The organism is Acinetobacter indicus CIP 110367 (assembly GCF_000488255.1).
Lineage (GTDB): Bacteria > Pseudomonadota > Gammaproteobacteria > Pseudomonadales > Moraxellaceae > Acinetobacter > Acinetobacter indicus.
Map to the genome: position 1 here is coordinate 452146 of NZ_KI530745.1, position 18773 is coordinate 470918.

The 18773-nt window shown below is 46.0% G+C and carries 16 protein-coding genes and 1 tRNA gene; 14 read left to right on the forward strand and 3 right to left on the reverse strand.

Annotated features, from left to right (window positions below; translation table 11 throughout):
• The first annotated feature begins 67 nt into the window (after positions 1–67).
• A complete protein-coding gene (locus P253_RS02200; protein ID WP_016658399.1) occupies positions 68–1048 on the forward strand; it encodes a bile acid:sodium symporter family protein in 981 nt (326 codons plus the stop codon).
• A 206-nt stretch (positions 1049–1254) separates the two neighbouring features.
• Complete coding sequence (gene rpmE / locus P253_RS15355) at positions 1255–1482, forward strand: 50S ribosomal protein L31 (RefSeq protein ID WP_005176824.1); 228 nt, start codon at positions 1255–1257, stop codon at positions 1480–1482.
• A 71-nt stretch (positions 1483–1553) separates the two neighbouring features.
• Here the strand turns inward: rpmE and P253_RS02205 are convergent, their stop codons facing one another.
• The 3 genes from P253_RS02205 to epmB are packed head-to-tail and all read right to left on the reverse strand — an operon-like array spanning position 1554 to position 6441.
• Positions 1554–3677 (reverse strand): EAL domain-containing protein, encoded by a 2124-nt coding sequence (locus P253_RS02205; RefSeq protein ID WP_016658398.1) that lies wholly within the window; start codon positions 3675–3677, stop codon positions 1554–1556.
• A complete protein-coding gene (locus P253_RS02210; RefSeq protein ID WP_035362972.1) occupies positions 3659–5404 on the reverse strand; it encodes a hypothetical protein in 1746 nt (581 codons plus the stop codon). Before P253_RS02210 ends, P253_RS02205 begins: the two co-directional genes overlap by 19 nt.
• Positions 5405–5424: 20 nt before the next feature.
• On the reverse strand, positions 5425–6441 hold the full coding sequence (gene epmB / locus P253_RS02215; protein ID WP_016658396.1) for an EF-P beta-lysylation protein EpmB: 1017 nt from the start codon (positions 6439–6441) through the stop codon (positions 5425–5427).
• 377 nt (positions 6442–6818) lie between these two features.
• Between epmB and efp the strand changes: the two genes are divergently transcribed.
• The 12 genes from efp to P253_RS02275 all read left to right on the forward strand — a co-directional run bounded on the left by efp (position 6819) and on the right by P253_RS02275 (position 18772).
• The gene (gene efp, locus P253_RS02220; RefSeq protein ID WP_005176835.1) at positions 6819–7388 is read left to right on the forward strand and encodes an elongation factor P; all 570 of its coding nucleotides are present in this window, start codon (positions 6819–6821) and stop codon (positions 7386–7388) included.
• Positions 7389–7560: 172 nt separating this feature from the next.
• Complete coding sequence (locus P253_RS02225) at positions 7561–9660, forward strand: carbon starvation CstA family protein (RefSeq protein ID WP_005176837.1); 2100 nt, start codon at positions 7561–7563, stop codon at positions 9658–9660.
• Between the two features lie 11 nt (positions 9661–9671).
• Entirely contained in the window at positions 9672–9971 is a 300-nt protein-coding gene (locus P253_RS02230) for a YbdD/YjiX family protein (RefSeq protein WP_005176838.1), read from the forward strand.
• 97 nt (positions 9972–10068) lie between these two features.
• The gene (locus P253_RS02235; RefSeq protein WP_016658395.1) at positions 10069–11019 is read left to right on the forward strand and encodes an AAA family ATPase; all 951 of its coding nucleotides are present in this window, start codon (positions 10069–10071) and stop codon (positions 11017–11019) included.
• Between the two features lie 2 nt (positions 11020–11021).
• A complete protein-coding gene (locus P253_RS02240; RefSeq protein ID WP_005176842.1) occupies positions 11022–11933 on the forward strand; it encodes a DUF58 domain-containing protein in 912 nt (303 codons plus the stop codon).
• Between the two features lie 2 nt (positions 11934–11935).
• Positions 11936–13945: a transglutaminase TgpA family protein gene (locus P253_RS02245; protein ID WP_016658394.1), complete on the forward strand. Its 2010-nt coding sequence runs from the start codon at positions 11936–11938 to the stop codon at positions 13943–13945.
• A 31-nt stretch (positions 13946–13976) separates the two neighbouring features.
• Positions 13977–14053: transfer RNA gene (locus tag P253_RS02250), tRNA-Val, on the forward strand.
• A 208-nt stretch (positions 14054–14261) separates the two neighbouring features.
• Positions 14262–14690 carry an I78 family peptidase inhibitor gene (locus P253_RS02255; RefSeq protein WP_005176977.1) on the forward strand — a complete coding sequence of 143 codons (429 nt, stop codon included), beginning with the start codon at positions 14262–14264 and terminating at the stop codon, positions 14688–14690.
• 226 nt (positions 14691–14916) lie between these two features.
• On the forward strand, positions 14917–15135 hold the full coding sequence (locus P253_RS02260; RefSeq protein ID WP_016658393.1) for a hypothetical protein: 219 nt from the start codon (positions 14917–14919) through the stop codon (positions 15133–15135).
• A gap of 344 nt (positions 15136–15479) precedes the next feature.
• On the forward strand, positions 15480–16802 hold the full coding sequence (locus P253_RS02265; protein WP_005176982.1) for an NCS2 family permease: 1323 nt from the start codon (positions 15480–15482) through the stop codon (positions 16800–16802).
• Between the two features lie 67 nt (positions 16803–16869).
• On the forward strand, positions 16870–17868 hold the full coding sequence (locus P253_RS02270) for an adenosine deaminase (protein WP_016658392.1): 999 nt from the start codon (positions 16870–16872) through the stop codon (positions 17866–17868).
• Between the two features lie 145 nt (positions 17869–18013).
• On the forward strand, positions 18014–18772 hold the full coding sequence (locus P253_RS02275) for an HAD-IIB family hydrolase (protein ID WP_016658391.1): 759 nt from the start codon (positions 18014–18016) through the stop codon (positions 18770–18772).
• The last annotated feature ends 1 nt before the right edge of the window (position 18773 follow it).

An 18773-nucleotide genomic window follows, 5' to 3' on the forward strand; every position in this document is an offset into this window, starting at 1 on the left:
CGTGAGGTAAAACCCGCTGACTGGGCTTTTTTATGTCGATGCAAAAATAAAATCACAGGATGTAGACATGCTAAAACTACTTGCATTGGATCGCTTTACCATATTGTTAATTGTGATGGTGATACTGGCCAGTATCGTGCCGGTGTCTGGACAGGTCGCTGAAGTCTTTGGCGTTATTACCACGGCGGCCATTGCGGTGCTGTTTTTTTTACATGGCGCAAAGCTGTCCAGAGAGGCGGTGGTACAAGGCATCATGCACTGGCAACTGCATACGCTGGTGTTTACATTTACCTTCTTGTTATTTCCAGTGTTGGGTCTCATGGCCAAACCCGTATTATTGCCATTGCTGGGGCAGGAGCTGTACTGGGGCTTTTTATTTATGTGCTTCCTGCCTTCTACGGTGCAGTCTTCTATTGCCTTTACCTCGGTTGCATGCGGCAATGTCGCCAGTGCAGTCTGCAGTGCGTCTTTTTCCAATATTGCCGGCATGTTCATTACTCCGGTTCTGGTCAGCCTGTTTATTTTTGGCCAGTCGCAGCACGATTATGATCCGACCTCATCCATTATTCAGATTACCTTATTGTTATTGGTGCCTTTTATTCTGGGGCAATTGCTGCGGCCGTGGGTCTATCCATTTCTGGTCAAGTTCCCAAGTCTGGTTAAAGGCTTTGATCAGGGCACCATTTTAATGGTGGTCTATGGCGCCTTTAGTGGCGCCGTGGTGGCCGGACTGTGGAATGAAGTCAGTGGCACAACGTTACTGATTTTAACTGTGGCCTGTTCGGTACTACTGACTATCATCATGCTGCTGGCGCTGTACATCCCGAAATGGTTGGGCTTTAAACGTGAAGACCAGATCGCGATTTTCTTCTGCGGCTCTAAAAAAACCCTAGCCAGTGGTGTACCGATGGCGCAGATTCTGTTTATTGGCCAGCCTTTGGGCATGATTGTGCTGCCAATCATGATTTTCCATCAAATCCAGCTGATGGTCTGCGGCATTATTGCCAATTACTGGTCGAAGCAGCCTGAAATTGAGAGCAAAGAATAATTCGCATATTGGCATAGATTCACGTATAATATGCCCCAACTTGTTGTGCTTAGCTCTGACGGTATCCGTCTCGGTGGGCCAAAAGAATGGTCTGTTGTGGTGTTGGTCTGCGGTTTATCTTGAATAAACAGCTTTTTTCCTCAGTCTTGAGAGTGATCAATTGCGACGACAGCAAAACCTTCTTTAATCTTATGGAGTAATCGACGATGCGCGCCGATATTCACCCAAAATATGAAAAATTAGTTGCTACTTGTTCATGTGGTAACGTGATCGAAACTCGTTCAGCTGTTGGTAAAGACACTCTTTACCTAGACGTATGTTCAGCTTGCCACCCATTCTACACTGGTAAGCAAAAGAACGTTGACACTGGCGGTCGTATCGACAAGTTCAAACAACGATTTGCTGGTATGTCACGTTCTATCAAACGTGGTTAATACCCAGAATGAAAAAAACGGGCATTTGCCCGTTTTTTTGTGCCTGCACTTCAGGCGAAAAGTACAAGACCTTATTGGTCTTGTACATCAATGAGATGATCGAGTTTCTTCTGGAAGTAATCACCCTGAATATAACGGGCATCTACATTCCAGGCGTTGGCAAACAGGTTCATATCATTTAGTTCATGTAGCACCACTTCCACCGGCTTGATTTCGCTAAACTGCTGAATCTGTTCCTGTAGCTCCTGAGTGGCACTATCTTGCATCAGTTTGCTGGTCAGCGATGGATGCAGGGTCACATATTGCACATCCAGCTGTTTTAGAATGGATTCGCTATACATCGACTGGCCGAATTCACGGATAGAAATCTCCGCACCATGCTGATGCAGCAAATGCATCTGCTTTTGGGCATCCATCAGGTTCTGGCTCACATCTTCTTCAGAGAATTGCAGAATTAACGGATAAGCCTGCTGACTGCCCACAATGGTAATCAGTTTGGACACAAATTCCGGGAAAGCGCGGTCTTGTAACAGCACATGCTTGTTCAGGTTAACAATCAGCTTGGCTTCCGGATATTGGGTAATGAAGTTATGTAGCTGTTTGCAGGCTTCGACCAGAATCCAGCGATCCAGTTTAATGGCTAATTCTGGGTCTTCTGCCAAGTCAATTAAGCCAGTCAGTGGTTGCCATTCGTTATTGAAAATAAAGCCGCTGGTTACTTCGTAGGTATATAAGTTAGTATCATGCTTGTCGTAAAGTTGTTGATATTTCAGATGAATTTCACCTCGATCTAGGCTTTGACGTATAGCAGCAATAATTGCTGATTCACTGTAGGATTGTGGTACAGCAACGGCAGGTTCAATTACATTTAAATTAGATTCACCGAATGATAAGTCTAAGGCTAAACCTGAGTTATGTTGTTCTTGTGGTTTTGGTAATGCGTTGGCAAAACCTTGGCTAATCAGTTGTTCAAAATTGCTTTCATTTTGAATATCTTGAGTGAGCGGCACATAACCAATACGCAAATTAAGCGGATAGCTGTGTTGATCTACCGTGAGTAATTGGGGTTTCGTGAGTGAGTTTAAGCCAATCAGTTTTGATTCTAAAATTGTAGGCGATTCTGCTTGGAACAAACCAACGACTAAACCATTACTCACATTAAATAAAGGTACATTGGTCTGTTCTTTTAAAAAGTTTTTAATGTTGGCAAAGTAATTTTTTGTGGTTTGCCAGTCGGATTGGAAAATTGAATCTGGGCAGTTCGCCAACGAAAACACCACTAAAGCATTATCACTAGAAGGCTGTTTGGCTAAAGTACGATTCACCAATTGGTAGGCGCTAGGCTTTGCTGTCGCTTTGTCTGAGGTGGTTTGAGTAGGGGCTTTATTATGCGCAGTATTTGCAATATCTATGGTGATTTGTATGGCGTCGTCAGCTGCTGCAATAAATTCAATTTTGAGTGGGTTTTGTTGTGCCAGAAGCGGGTTTTGGCTATGAATATCAAAATGGCCGTGTTCAAACTGTCCTTGACTGACTTTCTTAAAGCGGAATTTAAAATCTGTAATATCTTGGGGTTGCAATAAATCTAATAATGGCAAGCCAATAATGTCATCTTCACTTTTTAAACCAAATAGCTGTAAATATTCAGCATTGGCTTGTGCATGAATTCCTTCCTGAATAATTGCCACAGCTTTGCTACTATCTTCAACTAGCGCCTGTGCTTGTGATTGCGCATTATCAAGTTCAGTCATAAGTTGTTCTTGTGACTGTTGTAAGCGACTAAAAGACAATGCGCGAATTAAGCCAAAATAGAAGCGTTCAGGATAATCTAAATTGATAATGTCATAGATGCCTTTGCGCACATAACTGGTATATTGTGTGGCATCATAGTCTTCAGGCTGCAATAACACCAGCGGTAAATTCGGCTGTTTTGAGGCACGAATCAGGGTCAGGGCCTGATCAATTTTCAGGTCGTAGGCGCGGCCAAAAATCACCACATCCCAAGTTAAATTCAGCTGTTTTTCAAAGTTTTGCAGGTCATCGAGCAGGGTGGCCTGCACGGTATGTTCCTGTGCATTCAGCTGTTCGCAAATCTGATTAAAACGGATTTGGTTATCATCGATAATGAGTAAACGTGTTTCGGTACGTTTAAATTTTTTAGATAGTAAAGGATTTCTCACTTCAACGCTTCCCATAAATCTTGATTCTTAACGTCATTCATCTGCTTGTGAATAAAGGTATCGACTGTGGCTTGCTGCTTGTCATTTAACAGTTCAAAGTCAAAACGCATAAAGCTTTGAGTAATGAGTAACGGTTTAATTAAAAAGACTTTAATGTCTTCATCCCCTAAACGCAGCTGTACGGTCTGCTTGTCTCTTAATAATTGAATCCCCGGTAAAATAAGATGAGTGCTGACTTCATTCAGCTGAGAACTTTGCATGAGCAGGGCAGGATGATAATGCCCGCTATGCCGGTCAGATTTCACATAGACGGCACATGGAATAATGTCCTGCGCCAAGACTTCAAGGCCCAGTTCCAGGGTTTTGTCAGTCGACTGTTTAATCCAGCGAATCACGCCGCCACGCCACGGACTTTGCGGATTTTCCTGCACCAGAATAAATTCACCGGTTTTAAGATGTTTCGGCGTTTCACCTTCCCATTTAATCCGGTAACCATTCACACTGATATCCAGCACTTCCGCGCCGTAAATCTGTTTGGCTTCACGGTCCAGACTCTGGATTTTGCTGATGTCGGCAGTGGCATGACTGTGCATCTGGTTGATGAACTGGCTTTCACTCTGGAACTGGTAATTTTCACCCAGTTGCAGGGTTTCCTGAAAATTCTTGCCTTTAGACAGATAGAAGTGTGCCACGCTTAAGCCAAAGCAGATTTTGACCCGGGCCGAATATTCATAACGTTCATGGCGACGCTCAGGATTATGGGTGAGCAGGGTATGAATATGAAAATGCAGGGCTGGAGTTAAAAACAGCTTTTCATTGCGGGAGAAATGTTCTGCCTTGCGGCCCTGATTTTCACTAATATGATCCAGCAGCGCTTGTGTCGAAATAAAAATATCCGGCTCAAAATCACCCGATTGATGCGAGTTATAAATTGGCGGATAGTCTTTGTTGGTATCGACAATATAGCGTGACAGGGTGGTTTCTTTGGGCAAAATCTGAATCAGCTTGACCCAGTCAAAACTGCAGAGATACAGCCCCTGAATTTCGGCCGGACGAATCTGATGGGTATTGAAAATATCCAGCAGGATTAATTGCACATAGGCCTGACTGATATTTTGCAGCTGATGCTGGGTGCCTTGCAGATGGTTAATATTGTTCTGATGAAAATTGTGCTGCAGCGCGCAGTTAAACAGTTGATGCGCAGTGAGCCATTGCCCGGAAAATGGCGAGCTATATAGCATCTGTTGCTGATACAGCAATAAGGTCAGTTGTTGCAGCGCATAATAGGTGGCGACGGTACGCGCAGTCTGCAGGTTCTTTTTCAGGTTAAAGGCAAAAATGGAAAACTTCTGCTGGGCCAGCTGGCGGTGACTGCGGCGCGCGATTTCAATATAGACTTTGGCAAAATGACTACGTAACAACAGCGCCAGCTCGATAATGTGCTCATTGCGGTCGCTGCTAATCAGCCCCTGGTTAAAAAAGTGTTTTTCCAGGCTGGTCAGGACATTTTCCAGCGTCGGGTGAATGGCCTGAATCAGGTCAAAGCGCAAGGTTTCCTGACATTTGAGTTCAGAAATTTCCAGTAAGGCTTTGAACAAGGCTTTTGACGAGTCCCCAAGCTGTAAAATGGATAAGTCAGCTGCCCACTCCTGAATACTTTTGACAGAATTCTGGCAAAAACTGAGCTGTTCCAATTTCAGCTCAGTGGCAACCTGAAAAATATCTGAATGATTCATAGTCATCGTTGTTATTTAACTCAAATTCAAGCAGTTGAAACCCCAAAAAGCGGTGTTTTATTCTTTTCGCCCGCAATTTCCCTAACGAGTTTAGGAACCAGATAACCCGGCAAGTTCGCTAAAACCTCTTTATAAATAAGATCGATGTCCTGTGGCATCAGATCGAAATGATGTGCACCTTTCACTTTATCTAATACATGCAAGTAATACGGCATCACCCCAGCATCGAACAGGCGATAACTTAAATCGACCAGAACCTGAGCAGAATCATTCACCCCACGAAGTAAAACTGCCTGATTCAGGACGGTAATTTGATGTTTCACCAGTGTATTTAATGTACGGCAAGTGAAGTCATCCAATTCTGATGCATGATTTGAGTGTACCACCAGAATAATCCGTAGCCTACTGTTTTTTAATATGGAAATCAGCGCTTCATCGACACGGTTGGGGATTACAATCGGAACGCGTGAATGAATTCTCAAAAATTTAATCTGCGGCAGCGATTCCAGACGTTCAATCCAGCTCTGTAAACGTCGATTGGTTAACGTTAATGGATCACCGCCACTTAAAATCACTTCATTAATGTCGGGCTGAGATTCAATATATTGTTTGATGTTTAGCCAATCTTCATTTTTAGGCAGGTTGTCCTGATAGGGAAAATGGCGGCGGAAACAGTAGCGGCAATGTACCGCACAAGCCCCGGTCAGGGTCAGTAAAAAACGCGACTTATATTTGTGCAGGACACCCGGTTGCTGATTGGCCTGTTCTTCACCTAAGGGATCGGTGACAAATTCAGGATGATCTTCCAGTTCCAGATGATGTGGCAAGACCTGTAACAGCAGCGGATCAAAGGGATCGGCGACTTTCATTTTTCCGACGAATGCACGCGGCACACGTAATTTAAACTGTTCAGATGCCAGAATTGCGCCGGAGAGTAACTGTTCAGGCGACAGTTGCAGAAGACTCAGTAACTCTTGAGGATCGGTAATTAAATCACTGAGCTGTGATTGCCAGTTTTGCTGTTGATACAAATAGTTTGTCATGCCGGAAAAGAATCATGGAAGTGGGAGGGCAAGGCCTAATCGTGCTAGTTTAACAGTTTGCAGGCGCTGGGAATGTGCTTTGTGTGCGAAAAATCAGGACATCCGGGCCAGGCGGAGTCCAGAACGAGCTGCGCTGATTTTAAGCATCTGCCAGTTGGGAATAAAGCCGGTAGATGGATATCTGCTTGTAACTTAGGCAGCAGCGGCCGGTTAAACAAGAATTTTTCATTGCGGCAAGGTATATTGGTCATTTAGAATACGTCACATAAAATGAATGTGCATGTGGCAACTAATGTTCGTGTCAGACTTGCTAAATGACATCGCAACAGCCCGTAGCATCGATAGCTTAAAGTTAGTAAGTTTGGAGTGTGCCAGTCATGGCCAATTATTCTACGAATGAATTCAAGTCAGGCCTTAAGGTTATGCTTGATGGTAACCCATGTTCAATCATGGAAAACGAATACGTAAAACCAGGTAAAGGTCAGGCCTTCAACCGTGTGAAATTACGTAACCTTAAAACAGGTAAAGTATTAGAAAAAACTTTCAAATCTGGTGATTCACTAGAAGCTGCTGACATTGTAGAAGTAGAAATGGACTACTTGTACAACGACGGCGAACTGTGGAACTTCATGGATCCTGTAACATTTGAACAGATCGCAGCTGATAAAACAGCTATGGGCGATGCTGCAAAATGGTTAAAAGACGATTCTAATGAAAAATGTACCATTATGTTGTTCAACGGCGTGCCTTTAAACGTCAGCGCTCCGAACTTCGTGGTATTAAAAATTGTTGAAACTGATCCAGGTGTTCGTGGTGATACTTCTGGCGGTGGCGGTAAGCCAGCGAAACTTGAAACAGGTGCTGTGGTACGTGTTCCATTATTCGTTCAGCAAGAAGAAAGCGTTCGTGTAGATACCCGTACTGGTGAATATTTAGAACGTGCATAATGGTGTAAAAATATACTATTATCGAAGGGATGATGATCAATCATCCCTTTTTTTATGCCAAAGTCTTAGAGGCATAGAAAAATAACAGGCGTAAAGTCGCAAAGGAAAACAGCAGTACCTCGAACAACAACAATCAAGCTGATTTAAATGCATCGAAAATATGAGGGATTGAATGGAAACATTACCAACGAAGTCGAGCCTAACTTCGAAAATTATCTGGCTGCTCGTCGCTATTGTGGGTGCAGTGTCTTTCGGGATTCTGGCACTCAGCCGTGGTGAGCATGTAAACGCAGTCTGGCTGGTCCTCGCCGCCGCCTGTGTCTATAGCATTGCTTACCGCTTCTACAGTTTATTTATTGCCAATAAAGTCTTTGAACTCAATGCTAGGCGTTTAACTCCCGCGCATCGCCTGGCCGACGGTTTAGATTATGTTCCGACCAATAAAAGTGTCCTGTTCGGCCATCACTTTGCCGCGATTGCCGGTGCCGGACCGCTGGTTGGTCCTATTCTGGCAGCGCAAATGGGTTATTTACCGGGCACCATCTGGCTATTGGTCGGGGTAGTGCTGGCCGGTGCGGTACAGGATTTCCTGGTGCTGTTTATTTCGACCCGTCGTGACGGCCGCTCACTGGGTGAAATGGCCAAGCAGGAACTGGGCAGCTTTGCCGGTATTATCGTGATGCTGGGTGCACTTGGGGTGATGATTATCATCCTGGCGGTACTGGCGCTGGTGGTGGTGAAAGCCTTGACCAACAGTCCGTGGGGTGTATTCAGTATTGCCGCCACCATTCCGATTGCCATTTTTATGGGCATTTACATGCGTTTTATCCGTCCGGGTAAAATTGCAGAAGTGTCGATTATCGGTTTTGTGCTGATGATGCTTGGCATCATCTACGGTGAAAACATTGCGCAGCATCCGTACTGGGGACCGTTCTTTACCTTGTCAGGGACTGAGCTGACCTGGGCATTGATCATTTACGGTTTTATTGCGTCGGTTTTACCGGTGTGGCTGTTATTGGCACCGCGTGATTATCTGTCAACTTTCTTGAAAATTGGTGTCATTGCAGGTCTGGCGATTGGTATTTTATTTGCCATGCCGGAAATGAAACTGCCAGCAGTCACCAAGTTTGTGGACGGTACCGGTCCGGTATTTGCCGGTTCGCTGTTCCCGTTCCTGTTCATTACCATTGCCTGTGGTGCGATTTCCGGTTTCCACGCCCTGGTGTCTTCAGGAACCACGCCAAAACTGGTCAACAACGAACGCGATATCCGCATGATTGGTTATGGCGGCATGTTGATGGAATCTTTCGTGGCGATTATGGCGCTGATCTGTGCCGCGGTGCTTGATCCGGGCGTGTATTTCGCGATTAACTCGCCAGCGGCTTTACTGGGTACCTCGGTAGATACGGCAGCAGAAGCGGTGCGTAACCTTGGTTTTGTGGTCACGCCTGAAGCCTTGACCTTGCTGGCTCAGGAAGTCGGTGAAAACTCGATTCTGTCCCGTACCGGTGGTGCGCCAACCTTCGCAATTGGTATGGCCCATATCATCACCGAGATTTTCAATAGCCGTGAAATGATGGCGTTCTGGTATCACTTCGCCATTCTGTTTGAAGCGCTATTCATTCTGACAGCGGTGGATGCCGGTACCCGTGCCTGCCGTTTTATGGTTCAGGATACCGTAGGTATTGTGATTCCTGCGGTGAAAAAATCTCACAACTTCTTTGGTAACTTGCTGGGCACGGCAGTTGCAGTGGCTGGCTGGGGCTTCTTCGTCTATCAGGGTGTGGTCGATCCACTCGGCGGGATTAACAGTTTATGGCCGCTGTTTGGTATTGGTAACCAGATTCTGGCTGCGATGGCGCTCATTCTTGGTACTGTCATCCTGTTCAAGATGAAGAAACAGAAATATGTCTGGGTGACCATCATCCCGACCGTGTTCCTGTTTATCACCTCGATGACCGCGGGCTGGCAGAAGATTTTCCACGAAAATCCGAAGATCGGCTTCCTGGCACAGGCAGAGCGTTTCAATACCGCGATTGCCAATAATGAAATTCTGGCACCGGCCAAAAGTATTGCAGAAATGCAGACCGTGGCAATGTCGAACCAGATTAATGCGGCATTGTGTGGCTTCTTTATGATTGTGGCGTTTGTGATGCTGTTTGCCGCGATTGGGGTGATTCGCCGTGCCTTGGCCAATCCGGAACCAACCGTGCATGAAGCAGAAGCAATTTACCGCGATCCTGAAGATATTCAGCCGGCCAAAGGCCATTAAGGAGCGAGAAGATGAATCTGAAATTTGCTCGAGCGGGCAAAACAGTGATTTATAAAATCATCAAAATGACCGTGATGTCGCAGAAGGATTTAATCCTGAATCCTAAAAACTGGTCGCGGATTGCCACACTGTGGCAGCGTCTGCAGCAAAGTTTCCGGCTGATGGTCGGGGTGCCTGACTATCAGACTTATCTGGAGCATATGCGGCAGCATCATCCGGATCTGGAAGCGATGGATGCCAAAACCTTTTACCGGCACTGTGTCGATTCACGTTATCCATCTTCTGGAAACCTGAAGAAGTGTCCGTGTTAAAAGTCTAGAAATCGTCTGATTTCTTTAGAAAAAAAACAAAACGGTGTATGTTAGGGCATACACCGTTTTTATTTGGGGAATGAAGGTGATTTGGGGCATGAAACAGGATAAGAAATCGGAACCAGTACACGATCAGGCGCAGCTCCAGAGCGAGCTGCAGCGCTATGCACCCAGAATCCAGCAGTTCCTTGAACAGGTCAACCAGATTGTTCTCGATAAACAGCAGCAAACCAAACTGGCACTGGTCTGTTTACTGGCTGGCGGCCATGTGCTGTTTGAAGATTTACCCGGCCTGGGCAAAACCACCTTATCCAGCAGTCTGGCGCATTTGGCCGGACTAAAATTTCAGCGGATTCAGTTTACCAATGACATGTTGGCCAGTGATGTAATTGGGGTGAACATGTTTAATCAGAAAGAACATCAGTTTGAGTTTAAGCAGGGCCCGATTTTTACCCAGATTTTATTGGCCGATGAAATTAACCGCTGTAGCCCGAAAACCCAGAGTGCCTTGTTAGAGGCGATGGAAGAGGGCAACGTCACGGTCGATGGCGTACGTTATGAATTGCCGCAACCATTTTGGGTCATTGCTACCCAGAATCCGCTATTTCAGAGCGGAACCTATGCATTGCCTGAATCACAACTGGATCGCTTTTTAATGCGTTTATCACTGGGCTATCCATCGCGTTATGCAGAAAAACTATTGCTGCAGCAATCTTCCCGGCAGAGCCTGATTGCCAGTTTGCAGCATGTGTTTAGTGAAGATGAAATCCTGGAATTACAACAGCAAGTGCATCGGCTATATGTCAGTGACGCCGTGCAGGATTATATTCTGGATCTGGCCGAAGCCAGCCGTAAAAACCGGCATGGACTATCGACGCGCGGAGTACTGGCCCTGAAAAAAGCCGCCCAGGCACATGCGTTAATTGAACAGCGCAGTTTTGTCACTCCGGATGATGTACAAGCGGTTTTTGTGGCGGTGGTGGCACATCGTATTGGTTTAAGTGAGGGTGAAACCCAGCAGCTGCTGCAACAGGTGCAGGTCAGCTAAGTATGCTCGGGCAGAATTTTTGGCAGCACTGGCTGGAGAAACGCTTTCAATTCCAGCAGAAAAAACGCCTCACGCAAAAAGATGTACTGGTATTTATTTATCAGCAGGGTTACTTATATCTGGTGCTTATCCTGATTACCTTTGTGGCCGGTATTAACTATGCCAATAACCTGATTCTGGGCTTCTGCTTTTTAATTAGCGCGATTTTATGTATCAGTTTTTATTTGACCTTTAAGCAGCTGCATGGCTTGCAGCTTGAGGTGGTGGCACAGCAGGTCGGGCAGGCCGGGGAAAATGTCCAGCTGCACCTGTTTTTTCAGCAGGATACGCCACAGCTGCGTTATCTGTGGATTCAGGTTGATCAGCAATTACATAAACTGGCGCTGAGTGAAGCCAAACAGCAGTATAGCTTAGCTTTTTATACTGCCCAGCGCGGCAAGTTTCATTATCCGGCCATCCAGCTGTATTCAGTTTATCCCTTTGGTCTGGTACGTGCCTGGACCTATCTGTATTTCAATGACTTTGCCTGGATTGCACCGAAAGCGGCGCAGCACACCACTGAAAATAAACACAACCGGCACAATGAAGAACCTGATTTAGATGAATTCCGGGAGCTGCGCAGTTATCAGCTCGGAGATTCCTTGCAGGCAGTGTCCTGGAAACAGGTGGCGCGTGGCCAGGGCTTATACGTCAAGGTCTTTGAGCAATATCAGAATCAGCAGCAGCTTGAAATTGACTATGCGCAGATGCCCAGCACATCGCATGAAGAAAAACTCAGCCTAATGATGGGCCTAGTCGAGCAGTGTGAACAGCAGCAATGTGCCTATGCCCTGTATTTGCCGCAGGTAGAATTACCGGCCGCCTGTGGCGAGCAGCAATTGCTGCTCGCCAAACAACTGTTGGCGCAGGCATAAAGATGAATTCCAGTATCCGTATTTCGATTCTCTCAAGCCTGGGCCTGCTGTTACTGGCACAGCTGATCTATCTGCCTGTGCTGCTCAGTATAATTTTTATCATCATCCTGATTAGTCTGTATTTCAGTCTGCAGCCCGGGCGTCAGCCGATTGCCAAATACTGGACCTTTAGCCTGATTGCGCTGGCGCTGCTGAGTATTTATTTACAGTACCGCGCCTTTATTGGGGTAGAGGCCGGCGTGGCGGTGTTATCAACCTTTTTATTTGCCAAGGCCCTCGAAACCCGAACCCGGCGCGATGTGATTATCCTGTTCAATTTCGCGCTATTTGTCAGTGCCAGTTCCTTCCTGTTTAGCCAGTCAATCTGGATGGCCTTTATGGTCATTTTAAGCCTGCTCAGTTGTCTGATCGGGCTGTATCGCCTGCAAACCAGCGAATTTGAATATCAGGCTTCGGCTGTACAGGCCTTAAAACGCGATGCCCGCCATGTGGGGCGTTTTGTGCTGTATGCACTGCCATTTTTTGTCTTGCTGTTTATGTTTTTCCCGCGGCTACCGCCACTGTGGCATATTCCGATTCCGGAAAATAAAGGTATTACCGGAATTAGTGACAGCATGTCGCCGGGCGATATTGCCGAGCTGTCACAATCTAGCGCGCTGGCCTTTCGGATTATTGGCGATGTGCAGCAACTGCCACCACGGCATGAGCTGTATTGGCGGGCGATGGTGCTGGATGAATATGATGGCCAGCGCTGGCGTAGCAGCTTTGTTAACCAGCAGCCGTTAATGCGTAGCGATGTATTGCAGCCGGCGCAGGCGCGTAGTTTTGATTATCAATATCTGGCGGCTGACCCGGGCGTGCGTTGGGTGATGGGGCTGGAGAAATCGGTACCGCTGGAGCGCCGTTATTATAGCCAGCAGGATTGGGGCATTGTACCGCGGCGTTTAACCCAGCGGGTCGAGCCGATTCCGTTGCGCTGGATCGGCGATATCCAGGCTCAGACCGTGAGTAATGCTCATCTGAATTTACGCATCAATACTCAATTTCCGGTACAGCAGGATCTGCAAGCACAACAATTGGCCCAGCGTTTATTTTTGCACAGCGGACAAGATCCTGAGCGTTATGTACAGCAGGTGCTGCGCTGGTATCGGGAAAATGGCTTTGTATATACCTTAACCCCGGGGCGATTAGGGCAACATCGTGTTGATGAGTTCCTGTTTCAGTCACGTCAGGGCTTTTGTGAACATTATGCTTCCAGTTTTGTGATGCTGATGCGTTATGTCGGAATTCCGGCGCGGGTGGTCACCGGTTATCAGGGTGGAGAGCTGGCCCCAGATGGTAAAAGTTGGGAAGTACGCCAGTTAGATGCGCATGCCTGGACCGAAGTGCTGTTAAACGGCAAATGGCAGCGTTTTGACCCCACAGCAATGATTAGTCCGCAGCGGGTTGAGCAGGGCATGCAAAACCTGATTGCGGAAGATCAGGCGGTATTGGGCGAGCGCGGCAGTGGCTGGACTTATCGGCATTATCATTTAATGAATAAACTGCGTATCTGGAGCGACTATGCCAGCTATCAATGGCAAAGCAAGGTGGTGGGCTATAATGCCGAGTCGCAGCGGGGCTGGCTGGCCAAACTGGGGCTACATTCCAGCTATGCCAATATCCTGATGCTGATACTGACCATTTTAGGTCTGCTGGGGCTATATATGGCCTGGTTGTATTATCAGCATCTTCGCCGGCAGCCAAAACTTGCCCAGCTGTTGCAGACGTTTTCGAAGCCGTTACCGCCTGAATTACAGAAAAAGCCTGCTGAAACGTTTAACATGTGGATGTCTCGTTTGGCGGCTCAGGCTGAGTCACAGCAGCATCATGTGTTTAAGCAGACCGTGCAGTTATATGAGCAGATGCAGTATGCATCTGAGCAGGTTTCTGAGGCAGATTTGAAAAAATTCAAAGCATTGCTGAATTCTTGTGCATCTGCATTGAAAAATCATAGAAAAGGCTTGTCATAAAATTTAAAAGTGAATATGATGCGTCACATATAGGCGTATAGCTCAGTTGGTTAGAGCGCTACGTTGACATCGTAGAGGTCTCCAGTTCGAGTCTGGATATGCCTACCAAATTTTAAAGGCTTATGAGTGAAATACTGATAAGCCTTTTTTCATATCTGTAATTTCTCCATCCATCATTTTATCAGTGACTCTTCTATATAAGTTAAAGCTGCCCCTTATTAAGACTCACAAGAAACTTTCTCCCTCTTTTGCAAAAAGACACAGCAGGTGCAGTAAAATTTGCTAGGCTAATATTTTTTATAAAAGAATACTGCCCATGAAAAATATTGTTCTTTTTGCTGCGCTTGCAGCCTCGCTTATGGCCTGTAGCACCGTACAACAGCCTCCTGCACAGGTAGGACTTGCCAATCCGGCCAGTCAGTATTGTATTGAACAGGGCGGCCGACTGGAAATTAAAGATGAACACAGTGGGCAGGTGGGCTATTGCCATTTGCCAGATGGCAGCATCGTTGAAGAATGGGCGCTGTTCCGTCAGCAGCCAGGCCAGTGTGTGGCAGAAGAAGCCAAAAAGCTGATCGGTCAATCAGGTAGTTTGCCACAGAGCGAAATCAAGCAGCGGACCCAGGCCAAAATTGTTCGCAGCGTCCATCCTGGCCAGCCGGTCACCATGGATTATCGCGCTGACCGAGTCACAGTAACCATTGATCCGAACAGTAATAAAATTGTGCAAGCATCCTGCGGTTAAGGCTAAACAGTCCGCCCAGTGCGGACTTTTTTATGGGTGTCAGGAAATTGAAATTTCAATAGGTGAGGGTAGGAGTGAGTTAAAGGCCAATTGAATGCTTGAATTGTTAAAATTTGATTAATACACAAAATGAAAGTTGTGACATGGTTCACATATTGTTTATTTTTCTGTTAGTATAAATTAAATTTGTTTAATAATAGTAAAGAACATGAGGCAAATCCTGATAGTGACCTTTATTGTCATGGTTATCCTGTTAATGGTCTGGGTGTTTCAGCAGGAACAACACCGCAGACAACAAGAAATGCAGAATATTGTGCAGGAGGCACGCGACTCTCTGCATCTGATTGAACAAGATCGGGCTTCACATCGTTCATCGCTGGATGATCACATGCGAAAGATCGAACCCTCTATTGAGCGGGCTGGAAGTTTAGGCCAAAAATTCTAATTCAGCATGAAATGCTCTGAATGAAAATTAAAGATAAATTTTAGAAACAATGAAAAATCAGTGTGATATAATTTACCCATTAGACAATTAAATTAGCGTATTTATTTTTTAAATAGTTGATTTAATTATGGTAAGTAAAGCTGCATAAAGTTATGCGGCTTTTTTGTTTAGAATTTATCTGATTTGAGCTGTTAAGGGCTCAAAGCATAATGGCTAAATAGACTTATCCTGTGCGTGTAACTTTTGGCATATCCGTTGCTTGGCAATGCTAGGGGTAGGGATGAATTTTCTCCGTACTTTCGCATCACTGTTGGGTATTTAAGTTTATTTACAAGGGCGAGGTCATGACGACTCCTAATCCATCTTCAGAAAATGTGCTTGAGCGCTTATTTAAGTTAAGCGAAAACAAGACCAGTTTTCGTACTGAGGTTCTTGCCGGTGTAACCACATTCTTAACTATGTGTTACATCATTATTGTCAATCCAATGATTTTATCCGAAACCGGGATGGATCACGGGGCTGTCTTTGTTGCAACCTGTCTGGCAGCCGCAATTGGCTGTCTGGTGATGGGACTGATTGCCAACTATCCGATTGCGCTGGCACCGGGTATGGGCCTGAATGCCTATTTCACCTATTCGGTTTGTCTGGGCATGGGTGTGCCTTGGCAAACTGCGCTGGCTGCGGTGTTTGTATCCGGTCTGGTGTTTATTGCCATCAGCATGTTCAAAATTCGTGAAGCCATTGTCAATGCCATTCCAATGTCCCTGAAACTGGCCATTGGCGGCGGGATTGGTTTATTCCTGGCCTTAATTGCACTAAAAAACGCAGGCATTATTGTCGATAACCCGGCGACTTTGGTGGGTCTGGGTGACTTGAAACAGCCTTCAGTGCTGTTGGCCTTATTTGGCTTCCTGATGATTGTGGTGATGCACCAATTCAAGGTGCGTGGTGCAATTATCATCAGTATTCTGGTATTAACGGCTATTTCTACGGCTTTGGGCTTAAGCGAATTTAAAGGTGTGGTCGGTGAAATCCCGTCTATCGCGCCAACGTTCATGCAAATGGACTTTGAAGGTCTGTTTACTGCCAGCCTGATCGGGGTGATTTTCGTCTTCTTCCTGGTCGATCTGTTTGACTCCACCGGTACCCTGGTCGGCGTTTCACATCGTGCGGGCCTGCTCAAAGATGGTAAATTACCACGTTTGAAAAAAGCCTTATTTGCCGACTCATCTGCCATTGTAGCGGGTGCAGCACTGGGTACCTCTTCAACCACACCGTATATTGAATCGTCTGCCGGTGTTGCTGCGGGCGGGCGTACCGGTCTGACTGCGGTAGTGGTGGCGGTGCTGTTTGTACTGTGTTTATTCCTCGCGCCACTGGCCCAATCGGTACCGGGCTTTGCTACTGCACCTGCCTTGTTATTTGTAGGTGTGCTGATGATTCAGGGCATTGTACATATTGATTGGGAAGATATTACCGAAGCGGTTCCAGCCTTTCTGACCATCGTATTTATGCCATTTACCTACTCAATTGCGGACGGTATTGCCATGGGCTTTATCAGCTATGCGTTGATCAAGCTGTTGACCGGTAAAGCTTCATCTGTGCCGTATATGGTGTGGATTATTGCAGTATTGTGGGCATTAAAATTCGCGTTATTTGGCGGTTAATCCCCAGCAACCATTTTGAGGGTGTAAACTCGGTTTGCACCCTTTTTTATTTTCATGAGGATGAGAGATGAATCAACTTGAGCTGATTCGCGCCTTACCCAAGGCAGAGTTGCATGTCCATATTGAAGGGACGTTTGAGCCAGAACTGATGTTTGCCATCGCGCAGCGTAACAACATTGCCATTCCATATCAGTCAGTCGAGGAAGTCAAAGAGGCCTATAACTTTCATAACCTGCAGTCGTTTTTAGACATCTATTATGCCGGTGCCAATGTACTGGTACATGAGCAGGACTTTTATGATCTGGCCTGGGCCTATTTTGAAAAGTGTGCAGAAGATCAGGTGGTACATACCGAAATGTTCTTCGATCCGCAAACTCATACTGACCGCGGGATTGCCTTTGCGACAGTAATTAACGGTTTGCAACGTGCCTGTGATGATGCACAAAGCAAACTGGGCATCAGTTCCCGTTTAATCATGTGTTTCTTGCGTCATCTTAGCGAAGAAGCAGCATTTGTAACGCTGGAACAGGCACTGCCGTATAAAGAACAGATTATTGCAGTCGGTCTGGATTCCAGCGAAGTGGGGCATCCGCCTGCTAAATTTGCCCGCGTTTTTGCCAAAGCCCGTGAATACGGTTTCTTGGTGGTGGCGCATGCCGGTGAAGAAGGTCCACCAGAATATATCTGGGAAGCACTGGACTTGCTGAAAGTGAATCGTATTGACCACGGCGTGCGTTCTGAAGAAGATCAGGCACTGATGCAGCGTCTGATTCAGGATGAAATGCCGCTTACGGTGTGCCCGCTCAGTAATTTAAAACTGTGCGTGGTGCAGGATATGCGGCAGCACAATATCCGCCGTTTGTTACAGCAGGGCGTGAAGGTGACGGTTAACTCGGATGATCCGTCTTATTTCGGCGGCTATATGAATGACAACTTTATTGCCATTACCGAAGCGTTAGATTTAAATGCAGATGAGTTAAAGCAACTGGCGATTAACTCTTTTGAAGCCTCGTTCCTGCCAGCAGCGCAGAAACAGGCCTGGATTGAAAAAATCCAGGCGTTATAAGCGCATCTAGCTTCATAAAATGATGAAAAAAATAGGCCTACTTCATGTAGGCCTGTTACTTTATTGTTATAAAAAAGTAAGTTAAACCAATATTAAGCTGAGAATCTTATAGGATTCTAAACAGATAAAGCCAATATAAGTACAGATGCCAAAATTTATAATTTTTACAGATTTAGATGGGACTTTATTAAATCATGATAATTACAGCTATGGGCAGAACATAGAGCTGATCCAGCGTTTAATTCCGGATTCTCCGGTTATTTTATGTAGCAGTAAAACCGCAGCGGAAATCCGCCATTTGCAGCAACAACTCGGTTTAAGCGGCATGCCTTTTGTGGCTGAAAATGGGGCATATATTTATTTTAATGCACAGCATGACTATCAAAGTCCCTTATCCAGTACTGACATTGCTGCACAGCTCCAGCAATTAAAAGCAGACTATGGCTTAAATTTTCAATGCTTTAGTGATTGTGATGCCGTTCAGATTGCAGCGCTGACCGGTTTGGCGCTGGACGATGCAGCACGGGCTTTAGAACGTCCGTATAGCGAAGTCATTATCTGGAATCCGGACAGCCGGGCCGAAGATGAAGCGACATTGTCGCAACATCTGGCCAGCAATTTGCATATGGTTCATGGTGGACGCTTTAGCCATATTTTAAGCCGTGACTGTGATAAATCGCTGGCGGTGAACTGGCTGAAACAGTTTTATCCGACGCAAATGGTGTGTATTGGGCTGGGGGATAGTGAAAATGATCTCGATATGCTGAAAGCCTGTCAGCATGCTGTGGTGGTCAAACGGCCGTATAAAGCAGCATTGGCATTAGAACACGATTCTGTGTACTTCACCCGGCAGCAGGCACCAGCGGGTTGGGCAGAAGGATTACAGTACTTTTTACAACAATAAA